Below are 19,263 nucleotides of genomic sequence, written 5' to 3' on the forward strand. Positions count from 1 at the left end.
CCCTCCCTTTTTTGAAACTTACTGCAGGTCTATTTTTACCGGCAGCGCCGCCCTGTCAAGCACGTCGCCTCCTATTTCCGGCCTTGCTTCTGCCTGTATAGTGTAGTGCCCTGTGGAGGCAAACGGCATGACTATAGACAGCGACTGCAGGTCTGGAACGGCAGGCACCAGCACGTGCGACTCGTGCACTATGACGCCAAGCGCGTTCACAGCCCTGTATGTTACCACGAACTCCATGCCGTCCTTCTTGCTCCAGATGTCAAGCGCAAACATGGCCTTGAGCTGCGAGCCGGAATGCACCACCTTGCGGAGCTCGAGCCGGGCCAGCACCTTGAACTTGTGGTCCTTCTTGAACTCCTCCTCGTCCCTTGCAAAGAGCCTGACCTTTGGCTTTCTCTTGTACGCTGCCACCGCAAGGCCGGCGCCGGCCGCGCCTGCCGCTATCGGTATCGCAGGCCTCTGGAGCAGGTATACCGCAATTGCGATGCCAGAGATTCCAAGTATCGCGCCTGCGATTCCAAGTATCGTGTACAGGTACAGCGACAGGAACGGGATCTCGATGGTCAGAGTGCTGAACCCTGCAAGGTCGCCTCCGGGCAGGTTCCTGACCTCGACTGTGATGACGTAGGTGCCCGGCTCTGTGAACGGAAGCTCGACGTTCCTTGTGACAGTCGATTCTCCACCCACGTCGAGCACCTCGGTCTTGGTGTGCAGGTTGCCGTCGGCGTCGTTGTAGGTGAACGTGAACTCGAACTGCCTGTCATCCTCGCCGTCGTTTGTTATCTGCACCGCAATCTCTGCAAGGGCAGACGGGTTGGTGAAGGTGTCCACCACAGCGCCGGGGTCGGTCAGGTTGGTCTGCTTGACCTCCTCGAGGCCCACCTTGACCGTGACGTCCTGGTCAACCTTGATCTCTGCCGGCAGCGCGACCGGCTTGCTTGCCACCGATACGAGGTCGGACAGGAAGACCGAGACCTGCTTTGGCTGGAGGAACTCCTCGATGATCGTTATGGCGTTCATCTGGGTGCCTTCCTGCATTCCGATGCTGTCCAGGAGCTGCACATTGAATGCGGAAGGCGTTGGCGGTGTCTCTATGATGATGACTCCCGGGCCCGGCGGGGCTGTGGCTGCCACGTTTGCCGTGATTGCATAGTTGGAGAAGTGTGGCAGGGTCGCGCTGTAGGTGTACGTGCCGGCTCCCGACGACACCTTCGTAATCGAGGTTATCTGCTCCCACTGGTTGGTGCCCTCGTTGAGCAGCCATAGCTTCAACAGCGGCCAGCCCTGCGCGTCCCTCTGTGCGCTGTTGTCTGCAACCCACTGGTCGTTGACCGTGAACGTGAACTTGGGCGGGTTCTCATAGTATTCCCTGACCGTCGGGTCCTCGGCTCCGGGGACCGTTCCCCACCACCTGACGTCAAGGTATATGGGCTTGAGCTCGTCTGTGGGCGTTGGCGCCGGAGCGGGCTTTTCCGTGACTGCGACTACAAGGCCAAAGTCCGTCGTGTCGACCTTGGGCGTGAACTCGATGTCCAGCATCGAGATAAAGTCCTTGTGGCCTGCCAGCGCCGGCGTTTCCTCAAAGTTCAGCCTCATGAACATGTTCGAGTATGCCGGCACTTCGAGCTGCGACTCTGACATGACGACGTTGTTTGTAGGTATGTCTGGGGTCGGGGTCACCGGCACCGAGTATGTCCTGAGTATGGTTATCTGGTCGGGCAGGTTCGGCCTCACCACGGTGCCGTTTATCGGTATGGGTACTGGTATGACGTCGTTTCTCAGCTGCGCCGCGTTGCCGGTGTAGGTGTAGGAGCCGCTGACCTGCGTGCTTGGCATCGGGCCTATGGATTCTTTGGTTTCTACCACGAGTATGCCGATTATCTGCGCGGTAACGCTGTCTGTCACGGCAAGCGACTCGACTATGGGCGGGACCGCGCTGACCTTCAGGCCCAGCGTTATCTGGTCGCCCACGTGGAGTGACTCTTCAAGTTCGGGAGGCGGAATCAGCGTGAGCTCAAGCGAGTCTGCCATGGTCAATCCGTCATGGAATACCGGGTTTTCGACGCACTCTGACGGGACGCATATTCCTGCCGACAGGTCGAAGGGCTCGTCAAACGCCAGCGTGCGGATCCACGACACGTTGGTCAGGATTGCCATCACCTGCAGCGACTCGGCTATTGAAACAAACCGCCCTCTCCTCGCCTCGTCTGCAATCCCGATGCTGTCATTGATGAACCTTGACAGTCGTATCGAAATGCTGTCAGTTACTGCGACTGACTCTTTTGGCGTCGGCGGCTTGAATATGCTGTCTGCAGCTGTTATGGCATCTTGTATTTCGCGGACATAGGTCGGCGTTGCGACGACGCTGTCTGTTACAGATAGGGTCTCGCTGAGCGGTATTCCAGGCCTCTTGATGTCGTCGACCACATTGACTATGTCAGATATTACGACGCCCGTTATCTTGGCAGTCACCAAGTCGGTTACTGCAAGCGAGTCCGCGGCTGTCTTTGCGACAGACTTTGATATCTGGTCCGAGACGGCAACCGAGTCCACCGGCCTTGGGCCCAGGCGTACCAGGTCTGACAGTGTCAGCGTCTCTGTCATGGTCCTAGTCACCCGCCTGACTATGTCGTCTTCGATGCCAAGCGCGTCGGCGACCTGTCTTGTGACAGCTGTTATGCTGGCTACCACCGAATCGGTTACTGCAAGAGACTCTCCTGCAGTCTTTGTCACCGTCTTGGTTATCTGGTCTGTGATCTCGACAGCGTCTGAGGCTGCTCTTGCGGTGACCTCGGCTGTGACAGAGTCGGTAACCAGAAGGCTGTCAAAGACAGCCCTTGCAGTTATCTTGGCTACTATGGCGTCAGTCACCGAGACGCTTTCTGAGAGCGCCGCGGTGGTCAGCCTTGCTGATATTTCGTCTGTGATTGCCAGCGAATCGGATATGGCCCGGGCGGTTACCTTTGCCACGATGGCGTCTGCGATTTGCACGGTGTCAAATATCGCCTTTGCCGTGATCTCGGCTGTCACGGCGTCTGCCACGCCAAGAGAGTCGCTGATTGCGCGAGCTGTTACCTTGGCTGCAACCTGATCCGTAACCTGCAGCGTGTCTGAGATGGCGCGGGCGGTTACCTTGGCAGCCACCGAATCGGCGACAGTCAGCGAATCAGATATCGCTATTCCGCTTATTCTGGCCGTAACAGAGTCCGAGACGCCGAGTGAGTCTGACACGGCGCGGGCGGTTACCTTGGCTGAAATGGTGTCCGCCACTGCCAGTGAATCGGATGCGGCGCGCTTTGTGATCTTGGCAGAGAGGGCGTCGGTCACCGACAGCGCGTCGGATACCGACCTTGCCGTCACCTTGGCGGTAACGGCGTCAGAGATGGCAAGTGAATCGCTTATTGCGCGAGCGGTAACCTTTGCCGTGATTGTGTCTGTGACTGCGAGCGTATCTGCAATTGCAGCCAGAGTTATCTTGGCGCTTATGCTGTCTGTTACAGACAGGCTATCGCTTACCGCGCGGGTGACGACCTTGGCCGTCACAGAGTCGGTGACGGAGAGTGTGTCGCTGACAGCCCTGCGCGTGATCTTGGCTGTTATCGAGTCGGCGACTGCAAGCGAGTCGAATATGAGAGTAGTCGTTATCTCGCCGGTCACAGAGTCGTCCACGTCAAGCGAATCGGCAATCGACCTTGAGACCCTGCGAGTGATGGCGTCGTCAACATCCAGCGAGTCGCTGACTGCCTTTGCAGTAACCCGAGCGGATAAGGTGTCTGCTGCCTGCAGCGAGTCTGATACCGACCTTGAGACCCTGAATGTCATGGCGTCAGAGACTGCAAGCGAGTCGGAGATCGAGATGGCAGTCAGCCTGCCTGCCACGTCGTCATCTACTGACAGGGAGTCTGACAGAGGCTTTGTGACCCTGATCGCGATTGCGTCTGTGGCCGCCAGCGAGTCTGAGATGGCCTTTGCCGTGACCCTAGCAGTCAGGGCGTCTGCCACAAGCAGGCTGTCAGACACGGCGCGCCTTGTTATCTTGGCGGATATGGCGTCTGATACGCCGAGCTGGTTTGCCAGGTTCACTGCAACAACCTTTGCCGCTACCGTGTCTGCAACGCTCAGGCTGTCGCTTATTGCGCGGGCCGTTATCTTGGCTGTAACAGAGTCGGCAATGCCCAGGCTGTCTGCTATCGCCCTTCTTGTCACCTTGCCAGAGAGAGCGTCTGACACATTGAGCGAATCGGATATTACCCTGCCGGTGATCTTGGCGGTAACGGCGTCTGAGACTCCAAGAGAGTCGCCGATAGCGCGGCGGGTGATCTTGGCTGACACCGAGTCGTCTACATCAAGCGAGTCTGAAATGAGCCTCAGGTTTGACTTGGCTACCACTTCTGTAACCTCCAGCGTGTCAGAGAGGGGTACCGTGCGGTGGCGCGTCCTGGCGGCGGAATCCTGCACTTCAAGCGATTCTGACGGCGACCGGAACTGGCGGTAGACCCTTGTCGGCGTCTCCAATATTGCAAGCGAATCAGACGTGGCGCGCACGAACACCCTGGCTGCAGCCAGGTCTGCTGACACGGACAGCGAGTCGCCTATTTGCTTGTTTGCGGCCTTGGATATCGAGTCCGACGTCCCTATCGAGTCAAAGATGGCCCGCGCAAGCGCCCTCGTTATCGCGTCTGCTACTGCTATTGCGTCTGCAATCGCCCGCTTGCGCGCCTTGGATATCTGGAAGTCGATGTGTACGCTCTCGTACGTGTCGTTGAACGAGTCGGCTGTGAGCGACGCGTCGCCCAGCGCCGACACTATCTTGCCCTTGAACTTGAGCGCGCCAGAGTCAAAGTTAGAGTTTGACTTGACAAATAGCGCGTTCACCACGTCGTCGGCAGCACGCGCAGTCGCGGCATAAACCCACCTGTGCGTGCTTGCCGCAGACACCGTGAACAGGGCGCCAAAGCTCGTGCCGTCAAAGTTGCGGTAGTCAAGCGTCCCCGATGTGCCCGACGACGAGACCAGGACGCCGGTGGTGCCCGACGGGTGGTAGGCAAAGTCAAACGCCCTGCTCGAAGTTGTGCCGATGTTGGTGGTTATCACGTTCCAGGTGCCCGGCGTTCCTGCGTCAAACAGCGAGCACGACAGGTCGCTCAGGCTGTCGGACTGGCAGACCATGACCTTGGTGGAGCTTGCGGCAGGGTCGGGCTTGACTGTCACGAACTTGGCAAACTCGCCGGTGTCCGGCGGGTTGGGGTCGGCGTGGGTCGGCGTGGTCCACGAGCTCCCGTTCCACCTAGAATACTTGATGCTGTTCTGGCCGTTTCCAGTTATCGCAAGGGCCGCGCCGGACTTTTCGTAGGCGATGCCTATCGACTCGCCGTCCAGGTTTTCGGTGCCAAGGAAGTTTGACAGCAGCTGCTGGTTGCCCCACACCGAGCCGTCCCACACCAGCGCGTAGGTGCTCAGCGCGTTGACGTTCATGGCTACAAGCGCCATCTCGGCAGAAGCAGGGTTGGCCGCAAGCCTCAGGTACCTTACCTCTTCTGCGTCAGACGCCCCGCCGAGGTTGACGCCGGTCTCTGCAGACAGCGCGGTGCCGTCAAAGGTCCTGTACCAGAAATCGTTGTCGTCGGTGCCCTCCTTGTCGTATACTATCATCGCAGTCTCGGTCTGAGTCGAGAACAGCACGTCGTACGCCCTGTAGTACTTGTTTGCGTCGACTATGCCGGTGTCTGCAAAGTCCTCTGCGACTAGTGTCCAGTTGCTTGCAGAGGTGCATGCGCTGTCACACTTGAACAGGTTGAGCGTGCCGTCGGCGCTCTGCGACACCACAATCCTCATCGAAGTCTCGGGGCTGAACCTTATCTTGGCATCCCTGACAGGGCTTCCGGTGTTTGGCAGTTCCACTTCTGCACTCCAGGCCTGCGTCGACGGGTCCCACTCCCTGTACTTGGGCGAGTTGAGCGTGGCGCTTCCGGTGTTTGACCTGTAGACTGCCGCTGCTGCAGAAGACGATGCAGGAGCGCCTTTCTCCCCTATCATTGACTCGTCGATGTCGATTGTGCTGTCAAGCACCTTGGTAGAGATCCTCGCCACCACAGAGTCTGTGATTGCCAGAACTACTGAAGGGAACTTTTTGACCAGGCTTGAGCGCCTGAAATCTATGCGGAACGACTCTGACGACGAGTCGCCTTCAGTCGTAAAGCCGTCGTCCCCGAGCGATGCCACGTTGGATGTCAGGCCGTACCATACCAGCGGCGAGATGTCCGACCCGTCGTCCATTGCGCCGCCCAGAACCGACACTGCGTCTGCAGCCGTCGGGTTTGACTTCTCGTTGAGCGCGATCCACGGGTGCGTCGTCCCGTCGTCGCTCAGGGTCGTCTTGGCTGTCCAGGCGCTTGGGGAGGAGTGCTTCTTGAAAGCTATCGATCCTGAATCCGTGGCCCAGACCAGTATGCCTCTGAACGCGGCGCCGGAATTGTCCCAGGCGTAGTCAAATACACGCGTTTCTGAAGTGTCGATGGCAGCGTCGTGCTTGTAATCGGGGCCGTTTTCAAGGTTAAAGACCTGCCAGCTGCTGCCATTCCAGTCCGCGCTGTCGAGCATGTGTACAAAGCCGTCGTACCCGCTTACTCCCAGGAATACGACCTGCGTGCCTGCGTTTTCGTTTCCTACAAGCCTTATCCACCTGACAGTGCCTACGTCTATGTCATCGCCTCCGGATGTCATGACTTCCGCTACCGAAGACCACAACCCGCCGCTGAACTCCGAATACATGACGTCGTTGCCCTGCCCTGCGACGGCTATCAGGTCGCCGGTTGTCGTCTCAAATGCTATGCCGACTGCCTCATAGTCTGTTGAGGAGACGGAGCTTGTGAGCTCCTTCTGATCGCCAAAGGTGTCAGTCGAACCGTTCCAGTACCACGCTGCAGCCCGGCTGTTGGTCGATGAAAGCGCCACGAGGCCGAGGTCATTGGAGTTGGTTGTCCTGCGCGAGTCCATCCTGACAAAGCTGTAGACGTTCTCTGGAATTATCGAGCCAGTGTCGTTGAAGCTGGACTCGTCGCCAAATGTGTGGCTGGAGTCAGGCATTACCCTGTAGAACAGGTCTGCCGTGTTGCTGCCGGGCGACACCCTGTCGTAGACAAGCACAAGGTCGCCGGATGTTTTTTCGTACTCGATGTCAAAGGGGCGCCACGTGGCCGCCGGCTCGCTGCTCCACAGGTCGGCTACGTCGTGGGTGACTGTCCAGTTGCCCGGAGTCTCGCAGTTGTTGTCGCAGGCGTACGAGTCAAGCGTGCCGTCAGAACTCAGCACAATTATCACGCGCTTTGTCGACACGGGGCTCCACTCGAGCCACGCGTTGCGTATCGGGCTTCCGGCGCTTTCAAGCTCCACCTCCGAGCCCCATGTCTTTGTCGTCGGGTTCCACTCGCGGTACTTGGGCGAGCTTGTGCCGTCGACGCCGGTGTTAGACCTGTAGGCAATCGCCGCGACGTTGGTGTCAGGGACGATTGTTTTCTGGGCGTTTATAGAGTCGGACACGCCAAGCGACTGGCCGATGCCCCTGCCTGTTATCTTTCCAGTTACGCTGTCTGCCACTTGCAGCGATTGCGAGATTGCCTTGCCGGTCAGCTTTGCCGTTACGCTTGGAGAGACAGAGATGGAATCGGAAGTAGAACGCGAGGCAGGCAGTGGCTTTAGGGCTATCGTCATCATGCCCTTGACGCTGCTTGCAGTGAGCGTGTTGGTCGTATCCCCGTACGTGCCTGCCGTGGACTTTTTGCCTGTAACAATGCCAAGCCGGCCGTCGTTGCCTGCTGCCGTGCCTTCGTTTGCACGCAGTGTGATGTTTGAAAGGTCGGCGTTTGTCCAGGTGGCACCAAAGTTCTGTGCGTCATCCATCAGGGTCGCCGCTATGACAACGAGTGTGTTTGCCGCCGTGGTGGTGGCGCCGGTCGCCGCAAGGCTGGTATCAGAAGTTGCATCCACGTTGCCACTTGTCACGTCCCAGGGGTCGCCAGTGTCGGTAACACCCCGGAAGGCAAGTATGACGCCGAGCTGGTGATTACCCGAGTCCGAGGTGGTCGGTGCACCCTGCGAGCCGTTGTAGCGGGACCAGAAGACTGTGAGCCTCGTAGATGTTGTACCGCCTGCAGTGCCTGTCCCCTGCGGCGAGTTGGTGACCTCGGTCCAGGTGCCGCCGTTCTGGTTGGTAATCGAGACTGCCTGGTTGACAGTCTCGACAAAGAGCAGGAGGATATCGTCAGTCTCTATCCCCGAAGGAAGTGCAGGCGTAATTGCACCCGCTGCGCTGGAGGCCGTGCCGGCTGCAAAGAAATGCGGCGCCCTGTCTATGGTGAGCGCGCCCGGCGAATACGCGCTCACCGCAGGGTTCACGCCATCGCTTGCAATGCCGTACACGTAGTAGGTGCCGGCTACCAGCCCTGTTGTGTCCCATTCGCATGTGACATCCGTGCCCTCTGGTGCCGTCGCACAGGCGCCAGAGATGGCTGTGCCATCAAGCCCGCTATTGTCCGTGTCGTAGTAAAACGCCACAGTCACGTCCTGGTCAGGGTCCGACAGCGTGTAGGTGATGTTGTACGGCTCGGTGCGCGATACCGTGTCGCCAGTGCCGTCCGGCTGTGAGATGGAAAGTGTTGGTGGCGCGGGCGGTAGCGGCTTTAGGGCTATAGTCATCATGCCCTTGACGCTGTTTGCGGAAAGTGTATTGGTAGTGGCCCCGTACGCGCCGGTGCTCGCCTTTTCGCCCGTAACGACTATTGCGCGGCCGTCGTTGCCGGCGGCGCCGGAAAAGTTGTTTCTGGCCGTTATGTTAGCTAGGTTTGCATTCGTCCACGTCGCCCCAAAGTTCTGCGCGTCGTCCATCAGCGTTGCCAGAATGACCACCAGGGTATTTTCCTCAGTCGTGGTCGCGCCAGTTGCAGACAGGCTTGTGTCAGACGTCGCATCAATGTTTCCGCTTGTCACGTCCCAGGGGTCGCCAGTCGGGTCCACGCCGCGGAAGGCATGGATGGCCGCTATCTGGTGGTCTCCCGAGTCAGATATCGTGGGGCCGGTCGTTCCGGTGCCGGGGTACCTGGCCCAGAACACGGTGAGCCTTGTAGCTGTCGTGCCTCCTGCCGTGCCTGTTCCCTGCGGCGAGTTGGTGACCTCGGTCCAGGTGCCTGCAGAGCCGCCGGCTGTGACGCTGACTGCCTGGTTTGCAGTCTCTACCACAAGGAGCAGGACATCGTCTTCTTGGAGGCTTGACGGCAGGGCAACCGTGCCGCTGCCGGCGTTGTTAAATGTCGTGCCAGCTCCGACGTATGTTGGTACGGGCGACGGGTCAACTATGTAGTCAAACTCCACGCTTCCACCCACGACGCGGAGGTCGAATGTGTCCTGCGAGCCCTGCAGGTTTGTCAGCAGGACTTTGCTGTACCTGTTAGAGTCCAAAGAGGCAAATTCTGCGACCAGTTCGCTCCCCCCTGCCTCGTAGACTTCAATCCTTGGCGTGCCAGAGATTGCCCTGGCAAGGACGGTGATGTCTCTTGCAGATGTCAGGTCCTGCGCAAAGGTCACCCGGACATAGTGCCCGTCGGCAATCTTTTCCGTCCAGATGCCGTCAACCTTGCTGGACTGTTCGTAGATGTTGCCAAGTACTCTCCTGTCTGCATCGAGGTGGTATGCCGATGACAGCTCTATCCTGGCCCCGCTCAGTGTGTCCAGGTACTCTTGTGCTGAAGAGGGACCCACCACGACTGCCATCGACGAGACGGCAAACACCGCAAGGACTACCACCAGAGCGTATGTCACAGACGCACTGCCTTTCTCTGGAATCGCAAGCTGGTGTTTGAGCACAAAGAGCGCCAGTACTCTTTTCTTTGCGCGGCCCTTCAAGACTGCAGGCTGCCGGGCGACCAGTGCTGCAAGTGCGCCGCCAAGGAGCACCGCCGAAGTGCCGGCGTTTATCAGAATCGCATTCTGCATGCTCGTCGCTGTCGCTACGTATGCGCTGTATGCGTCAAGCTGGCTCAAAAACCGGCTACTACTGTCAGGGTCGACGCCGTCGCCCGACGCGTTCAGGATTTCCTGAAGCGCCTGCTCCACTTGCTCGTCGGTCTGCGCCTGCTGCTGTCCCGAGAAAGGCGAGATCGCCGAGTTGTAGGGAGTGCCTGACACGCTTGTCGTCGCCAGCCTGCCGATGCTCTTGAAAGTCAGCCTCTCGTCGCTTCTGTGCATCGCAACTGGCGTCGGCGTGCTGCTCGTGCGCTGCTGTACAGGCCCGTAGGCTTGCGCCTGCTGCGCCGGCGTGTTAAAGCCGGTCGAGACAGAGAGCCCGTCGCTCATGCTGCGCACGAACGTCCTTGCCTGCGAAGGACCGTCAAAGACTGTCGTCACGGCAAGAGACTCACTCATGTCCCTGTAGTGGACGACCGGCCCCGGACCTGTGTGCTGGAGAGCCGGGGCAGGCTCTGCAAACGCCTCCTGCGCGCCTACTGCGACAAGAAATGCCACAAAAACAAAGCCGAAGAAAAGCGCCTTTTCCACTGAGGGATTGCCGGTGATTTTACTGGAGAGTAGGGTACATGACTGTAAGCTTACCTTCCCCTCCAGCACGCACTCCCTATAGCCCAGTTATTATTTAAATCTATGTTTAAATCTTCACTGAATTCGGGTAAAACCGGCCCTGGAACAACAAGTAGTATAAAAAGTATTAGCTAAAGTCAGCAATCAACCAAAAAGCCTGACGGGCAAGATCGTCATTATCGACGCCTGTTGCCGTTTCCATTACCGTTGCTGTTGCCGTTATGATTTCCGTTGTTGCCGTGGTCGTCATCGTCATCATCGTCATGGTTGCCGTTGACATTGCCGTTTCCATTGCTGCCATTGTGGTCGTCGTCATCGTCATCGTTATGATCATCATCGTCCTCGCAGTTGATTATCTGGTCGTTGCCGTTTCCGCCCTCGCACTCGTCGGTCTGGCTGCCGCCGTCTATGTAGTCGCTGCCGTTGTCGCCCTTCAGCTTGTCCTTGCCGGCGCCGCCATAGATCTTGTCATCTCCGTTGCTGCCGTATATCGTGTCGTTGCCGTCGCCGCCGTAGAGGCTGTCGTTGCCGTTCTGGCCGTGTATCGTGTCGTTGCCCTTGCCGCCGTACACTGTGTCGTTGCCGTCCTGCGCGTTCACGGTGTCGTTGCCGTCGCCGGCAATCACACAGTCGTCACCCTTCTTGGCGTTGATGTTGTCGTTGTACTTGCCTCCAAGTATCAGATCCTTGCCGTCCGTGCCGTTGATGGTCTTCTTGCCGGTCGCGTTCCTAAAGTCTATCACGTTGTATTCGCCGGAAGCAATCAGCTGGTCGATTGTCATGTTGTCGCAGTATGTGTCTTCCGCCGGTGGCAGAGTCTCGCAGTTGATTATCGTATTGGTGCCGCTTGTGTCGATGCAGTTGTCCGTGCCGTCGCCACCGTCAATGTAGTCGTTGCCGCTGATGTCCTTGATGGTGTCGTCGCCGGCTCCGCCATACAACCGGTCGTTGCCGTTGTGGCCTTCCAGGTAGTCGTTGCCGTTTCCGCCAAAGACATAGTCGTCGCCGTTAAGCGCATACAGCTTGTCGTTGCCGTCGCCTCCAAACAGCCAGTCGGTGCCGCCTGTACTGGCGCTTCCCTTGAAGTCATAGACCTCGTCGTTTCCTTCAAACGCGATTATGCAGTCGTTTCCGCCCCTGCCGTCTATCCAGTTGTCAAGGCCGTTTCCAAGTATCAGGTCGGCGTTGCTGGTTCCAAAGATTATGCGCTGGCTCGAGTTGCGCTTGTCGATTACGTTGTACTGGCCCGACGCTATCAATTGATCAATTGTCATGTCGTTGCAGTACGTGTCGCCCGGGACCTGCTCCGTGAACACGTCAAGTTGGATTATCGTCGCGTCGACGTTGTACGGGTCCCACGCGGACGTCGCGCCTCCCACCTGGATCACTCTCACCTGCGGCGTGTAGGTCCCGTCGGCGCCGTAGGTGTGCGTTGTCGTCACACCAGTGACTGTCAGCGGCGCGCCGGTGATGTCTGTCGTGGCGTCAACCGCGCCGTCGCCGTCAAGGTCCCATTCAAGCTTCAAGACGCCCACCGCCGTCGTGGCGTCTGCAGAGAACGTGAACGAAGTGTTGGCCTGGCCGTCAGGGCCGGACGGGTTGTAGGGCGACCACTGGTTCATGACCGCAGACGTTGCCGAGTTCACCACGGTCACAGTCACGCTGTCTGCAGGGCTCTGTGTGCCGTGAGAGTCTGTCACCCGGAGCTCAAACACGAACGTGCCTACGGTGGTGGCCGTGAACGTGGGCATCACAGGATTAGCATTGTTAAGAGACATCGTCTCGGGCCCGGAGACCTGCGACCAGAGGTATTCAACTATCGAGTCGCCAAGGTCAGGGTCTGTGCTTCCAGACCCGTCAAGTGTGACTGCGCTTCCGACAAGCACCAGCTGGTCTGCGCCTGCGTCTGCCTCAGGCGTGCCGTTCACCACCACGTCGTCCACGTCAAGGGTCGGGACGCTTGTTCCCTGGTTGTATTCGTCCCATGCAGAAGCATTGCCGTCCATGTCGATCGCCCTCACCTTGGGCGTGTAGCTGCCGGCAGTAGTGTACGTCTTGGTGACTGTGATGTCAGATACTGAAAGCTGGCCTGCGAATTCCGACGTGCCGTCAACCGCGCCGTCGCCGTCAAGGTCCCATTCAAGTTTGTCGATTCCGACACCAGAGGTCGCGCCTGCAGTCAGCGTGAAAAGCGTGCTCGTGTTGCCGTCAGGGCCGGAAGATGCAAACGGCGACCACTGGAGCATTGTAGCTACGGGCCCCGGCGTGACCACGTCGAGGACAGGGGTGGTCGAGCCGTCGTTAAAGATGTCCCATGCCGATTCCTGGCCGGTGGCGTCGACCACCCGCACCTTCGGCGTGTAGTTGCCGTCGGCTCCGTAGGTGTGTGTTACCGTGAGGTTGGTGACAGATGCAGGCGCGCCGTCAACAGGCGTGGTGGCGTCAACCGTGCCGTCGCCGTTAAAGTCCCATTCAAGCCGGAGTATGCCGCCCGCAGCAGTCGCGCTTGCAGAGAACGTGAACTCGGTCAGCTTGTTGCCGTCTGGGCCCGATACTTCATAGGGGCCCCAGCCGTTCAATGTTGCCGTCGGCGCCGCGGGGCTCACGTCAAGCCAGACGTCCTCGCCCGAGCCGTTTTCCGGCACAGCGTCCTGCACGTTGCCCCAGATGTCAGTCACGGTCACCCTTGGGAGGTACGATCCGTGTACGGGATAGGTGTGGGTCGCAGTCGGTGTCGCCGTGGTCAGGTCGTCGACGCCGTCGCTGTCAAAGTCCCATGCAAAACTTACCGGGGTGTTGCTTGAAGTTGCAGTGAATGTAAACAGTGTGGTCGTGTCGCCGTCAGGGCCCACGTCGCCGGGGGCACGTGGCGTAAAGTCGAGAGTTACTGCAAACGGCGGAGGGCCTACGTCGAGCGCGACAGGCGAGCTGCTTATGAGGTACGGCGTCCAGTCTGTTTCTATGTCATTTGATGCTACAAGCCTGACTTTGGGGACCCATGTTCCGACGTTGCCATAAGTATGGGTCGTGGTTCCTGTCGCAGATTCCGGCGAGCCGCTGACCGGGGTCGTGGCGTCAACATTGCCGTCGCCGTTAAAGTCCCACTCGAACCTTGCGATGCCGTCATCTGATGTTCCTGACGCGGAGAACGTAAAGACCGTAGTCGGCACGCCGTCAGGTCCGGACGCGCTGTATGGCGACCACTGGTTCATTGTCACCTCGGGAACGCTTCCACCTGCCACGAGCTGGACCGGCTGGCCGTCTATGTCGTACTGATCCCACTGCGAGAGAAAGTCGTCGTTGTCAAGTGCCCTGACGCTTGGGAAAGTTGCGATTGCAGAAGTGTACGTGTAAACAATAGAACCTGACGCGCTCTGGGCTCCCGGCGGAATTGCAGGCGAGGTTGCGTCCGGCGATCCGTCGCCGTTAAAGTCCCACTCGAAAAGCTGAACGCCGACAGGATTGAATGCTGTAGCAGAGAATGTAACAGGCTGGCCCAGGGTGACTACAAACGGGCTCCACTGGAGCATGGTTATAGAAGGCGGCGGCCAGAATACGTCGAGCGGCACGTCCTCGCCGCCGACCTGGTACCTGTCCCACGCGGACATGACGCTATTTACGTCGACTACTCTGACCTGTGGCCAGAAGATTCCCTCGAACCCATAGACGCGGGTGGTGCTCACGCCGTTCAGGTGGTTGGGTGCGCCGGATATCGGTGTGGTGCCGTCGACTGTGCCGTTGCCGTCAAAGTCCCACTCGACTCGCAGTATGCCGTCGCTTGCAGTCACGTCGGCTGAAAACGTAAAGGTCGAAGTAGGTATTCCGTCGGTTGATGTCGCGCTGTGCGGCGACCAGATGTTCATCACGGCAACAGGGGTATCGGCAAAAGCCTCGATAGGCGCGCCCACCATGCTAAAGATCGAGAAAGCGAGGATGGCAAATACAGCTAGAGATGCAGCTCGGACGCTTGTACTAGAGCTTTTAGCTGTAGCCGGGCTCCTCGGCACGGCCTGTTACAGAAAGCGTTATTATTTAAATCTATGTTTAAAGTATTAGCCATTTCTGGATACTGATAGAGTCATTAGCGTGTTTTAGCATCAAAAATGACTACCACAAACATCTCACTGGCGCGCAAGCTTTGGGCAGAAACCTCGTCCAAGGCCTCGCAATACAAATATTTGATTAATTTATGTCTAATTATACGATAATCTGAATAGAACGAAAGTCAGTTGTACTTCTTTTATGATTCATGGCAAAACTTAATAATTTGATGTGTTATGATATGTCATGAGCTCTGCATTTCAAGACAGCTCGCTAGGGTTGAAGCTGAAGGGCTACCTCCTGGTCCCAAACGACGCTCTGGAGAACAAGGTTGCAGTTTACACGATAAAGATAGCGCAGGACCTGCTTGCAGAGCACCCCGAGATAGTTGACGGCTGGCTCCAGAAGCTCCACCACGAGTACATGTCAAAGAGAAACGCGTGCGAGTTTGAAAACGACCCTGTGGCGTGCTTCAACCTCTCCGTGTACGAGGAGTTTGAGAAGCACTACAAGAGCTGGCAGGACGGCGGGCTGATAGCGATATCGCTTCCAGGCGACAGGGTGATAAGGGTGAGCAAAAAGCCGCTGTTCTCTGTCTCAAAGACTCCGGCGGAGAGCTGCGACGAGTGCAGGATGACCTTTGCAACCGTGAAGGAGCTTGTGAGGCACTACGGCGAAAAGCACCCTGCGATGATAGAGAAGGTAACGATGCCCATCTAGCTGCGTTAATGCCTAGGCGCTTTGGCCCAGACGCGGAAAACCAGAGGGAACACAAATAATGAATTCTTGTCGTTGGCGAAACTCTCGATTCCTTGAATGAGTTCACGACTTTCTCTAGAATCTATCTTTCTCAGGACGTCCAGTATCGTGTCCCAGACGCGCCGATTGTTTTTCAGGACAGGTAAAGAGTAGATGTCAACCTGAGGCTTCATGCCTGCATCAACAAACATGCGATACAGCTTCTTTCCGACAAAAGGATCGCTGCCTTTTGCTTTTATGATTCCCTCGTACCATGTCCAGAGCTGCTCGACGTGTGGATTGGCCGGCTCAATCACCCATTTTGAAAGGTCACAGTCCTCCACCATCACCATGCCATTCGGCTTTGTGATCCTTACCATCTCCGCCAAGCACGCCGCGGGGTCTTTCAAATGTTGAAAAAGGAAGCGTGAATAAACTGCATTGAAAGCATGGGTCGGAAGACTGGTATTCTGGGCATCGCCTACAACGAATTTTGTGTTTCTGATTCGTTTTCGTTTTGCAATCGTCATGCAATAATTTACTGCAGTTGGATTGGCATCGACACCAACAACAGATCCTTTTGGTCCCACCACCTTTGACATGGCAAAACTGACGTTGCCTGTTCCGCAACCAATATCTGCCACTTTCATTTTTGAGACTATTCCCATTCTTTCCAAGGATGCCCCGACAAACGGGGAAAACTCTTCTGCCTGAGTCTGGAGACGGTTCATCTCTTCCACCAAAAAGGCAATCTTGGAAAAGACTTCCACAAAGTGGAAGCACATCCATTGCTAATTATGTTTTGCGGGTCGATTCGTGAGCCAGTCCGCAATTGCATCCATTACGGCAATTCGGTCTTTTTCAGAATATCTTGGATCATCTTGGTTGTAAAAGATTGATCTGAAGAACCAGTGATCACAATCAAAAAACACCGCTTTCTTATCCTTGGCTTTTATCAGCTTTTGAAACTCTTCAGAAATAACAGAGTAAACGTGCTTGTCATTTCTTCCATGCAATAGCAAGACAGGCACAGCGATATCTGAAAGCTCTTTGACCTTGCTGTTCCGTGCTGCGATAATGTCAACGATAAACCTGTAGGAATATTGAAAGTTGATTTCTGGATCCTTCAGCATTTCTTCTACTTCTTTTCCTCCGAGTTTTCTTATCATAGGGACAGCATCTGCGATGTTGACCAGCCTGCCAGGAGTGAATATTCTACTGAGAAGTAGAAAGAGAAACTCCATCGGTTTTGGTTCTGCAGGGCTTCTTTCCTTGATGTTCGTTATTCTGACATACGGTGCCATCAAGACAAGGCCGTTAACAGCGTCTTTGAAATTGTGGGCAAACCAGAGCGCAAAAGTGCACCCCAAACTGTGACCTAGAATGTAAATTTCAGAATCTTTCTTGATTGACTGGATCACTTCATTGATTGCAGAAAGTGCCCTTTCAAAGTCCAGATCTCCACGGACTCCGGCAGACTTGCCGCGGCCCGGCAGGTCCATGGAATATACCTCGATATCGTGCGCAGATAATTTTGAACCTAGGTAATTAAAGATCCTCGAGTCGCAATATGCACCGTGTATGCACAAGAGCGTCTTGCCAGAAGACTTTTCCGGCGGAAAATGCAGTAAATTGATTGCACCTAGGCTTGTTTGTATGTGCGTAGAACCGCGTTGTTCTTGCAAATATTAAGCCTTAGCGACGAGTGTAGAAATACATGCAATAGCAGTCCTGAACCGTCAAGAAAAGGAGGACTATATGTCCGATACAAGAGCATAATTAAAGATTTAAATAGCTTTTAGGACACTTTAACTCGAGATATGTCAGATGCCGTAACTGCCGAGCAGGTATTTTCCATACTTGCAGACAGGCATTCGTGTAATATTCTCAAGATGGCATATTCCGGCTTTAAGGCGTCGTCTGACAGCTATGTCGGCAACTTGAGCAAAAAACAATTTTACGTCAGACTAAAGCGGCTCCGCGATGCGGGCCTGGTGGAAAAGCGCAACATGTTCTATAGGACGACGACTTTTGGTTCGCTTGTCTACAACAGCCACATCAAGACCATGGACAGCATCCTCACAAATTATTGGAGCCTGAAAGCCATAGACGTCTTGAAGGTAAGAGAGGACTTTCCCTCGCATCAGAAAGAGGCAGTTATGAACGAGATAATCCAGAATGGCAACCTGAGGAGCATTGTAAACTCGACCCACCTCTCAGGCTTTACTATCATCAAGGACTTTAACGCGCTGATCAACGAAGTAATCAAAGTGCTTGACAACGCACACAGCGAAGTCTACTTTGTATCAAGGTATCACGATCCTCATGTTTCAACCAAGGTACTGGAGATATTTGCAAGAGGAGCCAAGCTGCACATACTTGACGGCAACCCTGAGCAGATAAGCCTCGAGAACAGACTAAACGCGATATTGAGGACACCACCTAACAAGGAAACCTTCGACAAGGTAAATGAGATGATAAGATCATCTCGTTTCGACCTCAAGAGGAAAGAAGCGGTTCCGATAAGCTTCATGGTTATCGACGGGACGCAGGTTGTCTACGAGACGGTCAATTATTCAAGCCCCGAACAGTTCACGGTTGCGATAGCAAGCTACGATGACCCGTACATGGCCCAGAGGTTCATAACTTACTTTAACTTGCTGTCAAAGGATGCGGTTACACCCCGCTTGCTTGCAAGCGTAAGAGAACGATAGTATTTTTCCGCCGCTCGCAAGAAATCAACTACAATTTTTGTATGGAACAAACAGCATTAAAGGTGCGTTTCATCAAGAATCGACCCCATTAAGTCTCCAAAAATGGAGACTTTTTCTGAAAAAAGGTAATATCGACATACACGTAGCGTTCTGATGCTATGTCAGTGCTTACTTTTCAACAGAGGGAAGACCCGGAACAGTTCAGCATACAGACCAGGCAAGCATCCTTCATCAGATCACAACTAATCCTGCTACAATCCCGCAGGAAGTGGGGTCTGGTTTATGCCTTTGCCACTTTGGCAGGCCTCTTCTGTATCCCCGGAGGAATGGTTGCGGCGGCCTCTCTGGCAGACCCGTTTGTCCTTATATCAAGAACAATATCGCTGCCATTAGCATCGTTCATGATAATAGTCGGCATGTACGTGCTAAACGACCTAGTCGACACCGACTTGGATCGCGCCAACCACAAAAAGCGACCTATACCCACCGGTCAAGTTACCAAGGGACAGGTATGGGCATTTGTGGGGCTCACAAACGGCGCAGGTATACTGCTGGCTGCCCTTACGCTCAATCCTGTCAGCGTGGTAATCGCCCTTTCTATAGCTGTCATTGGCATAATGTATTCCGCACCAAAAATCTCGCTCAAGGACAGGTTCGTCATTAAGACGCTCGCTATTGCTCTTGCCATGGCGCTATGCGCACTTCTTGGTGCAACCTCGACTTTCGGCTTGGAACTTGGAAGCACGAATTCGCTCCTGCCGGCGTATATCGCCCTGATGCTTGGGACCATGATCTTCATTACTTCACCTTTCAACGACATGGGCGACGTGGCTGGCGACAAGGCAGCAGGGAGGCGCACGATACCCATTGTAATAGGCAAAGAAAACACTGTCAAGATGGCCATCGTTCTTGCAATAGGCATGGCAACTACTTCGTGGCTGTTCTACGCTCTTGGCATCGCAGGTTTTGCCGCGTCGATTGGCGTTAGCTTTGTGTCCTCTTTGGCAGCAGTAAACATCTTCAAGGTGCTGAACAGAACTGACGATACAGAATATGTGCGGAAAAAGCACAAGTTGTCGTATCCTCTTCACGTGATGTTGCAGTCAGCTATCGTCGCAGGTATGCTGTTGATCTAGCCCTACAGGCTACTGTACTAGGCTAAAGTATCCAAAAGTGGATACTT

Annotated in this window: 7 protein-coding genes; 3 read left to right on the forward strand and 4 right to left on the reverse strand. The window is 55.8% G+C overall.

Translation table 11 applies throughout. The features are described from left to right. Positions 1-18: 18 nt before the first annotated feature. Complete coding sequence (locus HXY31_RS11035) at positions 19-10,548, reverse strand: hypothetical protein (protein WP_292642964.1); 10,530 nt, start codon at positions 10,546-10,548, stop codon at positions 19-21. A 215-nt stretch (positions 10,549-10,763) separates the two neighbouring features. Beyond that, positions 10,764-14,594 carry a PKD domain-containing protein gene (locus HXY31_RS11040; RefSeq protein ID WP_292642966.1) on the reverse strand — a complete coding sequence of 1,277 codons (3,831 nt, stop codon included), beginning with the start codon at positions 14,592-14,594 and terminating at the stop codon, positions 10,764-10,766. A gap of 280 nt (positions 14,595-14,874) precedes the next feature. Here HXY31_RS11040 and HXY31_RS11045 point away from each other — a divergent pair, with 280 nt between their 5' ends. After that, on the forward strand, positions 14,875-15,348 hold the full coding sequence (locus HXY31_RS11045; protein WP_292642967.1) for a hypothetical protein: 474 nt from the start codon (positions 14,875-14,877) through the stop codon (positions 15,346-15,348). Between the two features lie 5 nt (positions 15,349-15,353). Here the strand turns inward: HXY31_RS11045 and HXY31_RS11050 are convergent, their stop codons facing one another. Together HXY31_RS11050 and HXY31_RS11055 are read right to left on the reverse strand one after the other, a co-directional pair. Continuing rightward, positions 15,354-16,136 carry a methyltransferase domain-containing protein gene (locus tag HXY31_RS11050; protein ID WP_292642969.1) on the reverse strand — a complete coding sequence of 261 codons (783 nt, stop codon included), beginning with the start codon at positions 16,134-16,136 and terminating at the stop codon, positions 15,354-15,356. Between the two features lie 21 nt (positions 16,137-16,157). Beyond that, a complete protein-coding gene (locus HXY31_RS11055; RefSeq protein ID WP_292642971.1) occupies positions 16,158-17,051 on the reverse strand; it encodes an alpha/beta fold hydrolase in 894 nt (297 codons plus the stop codon). A gap of 135 nt (positions 17,052-17,186) precedes the next feature. Between HXY31_RS11055 and HXY31_RS11060 the strand changes: the two genes are divergently transcribed. Then, positions 17,187-18,080 carry a hypothetical protein gene (locus HXY31_RS11060; protein WP_292642973.1) on the forward strand — a complete coding sequence of 298 codons (894 nt, stop codon included), beginning with the start codon at positions 17,187-17,189 and terminating at the stop codon, positions 18,078-18,080. Positions 18,081-18,238: 158 nt separating this feature from the next. Continuing rightward, complete coding sequence (locus HXY31_RS11065; RefSeq protein ID WP_366933100.1) at positions 18,239-19,216, forward strand: UbiA family prenyltransferase; 978 nt, start codon at positions 18,239-18,241, stop codon at positions 19,214-19,216. The last annotated feature ends 47 nt before the right edge of the window (positions 19,217-19,263 follow it).

Origin of the sequence: Nitrososphaera sp., from assembly GCF_013388945.1 — an archaeon.
Lineage (GTDB): Archaea > Thermoproteota > Nitrososphaeria > Nitrososphaerales > Nitrososphaeraceae > Nitrososphaera.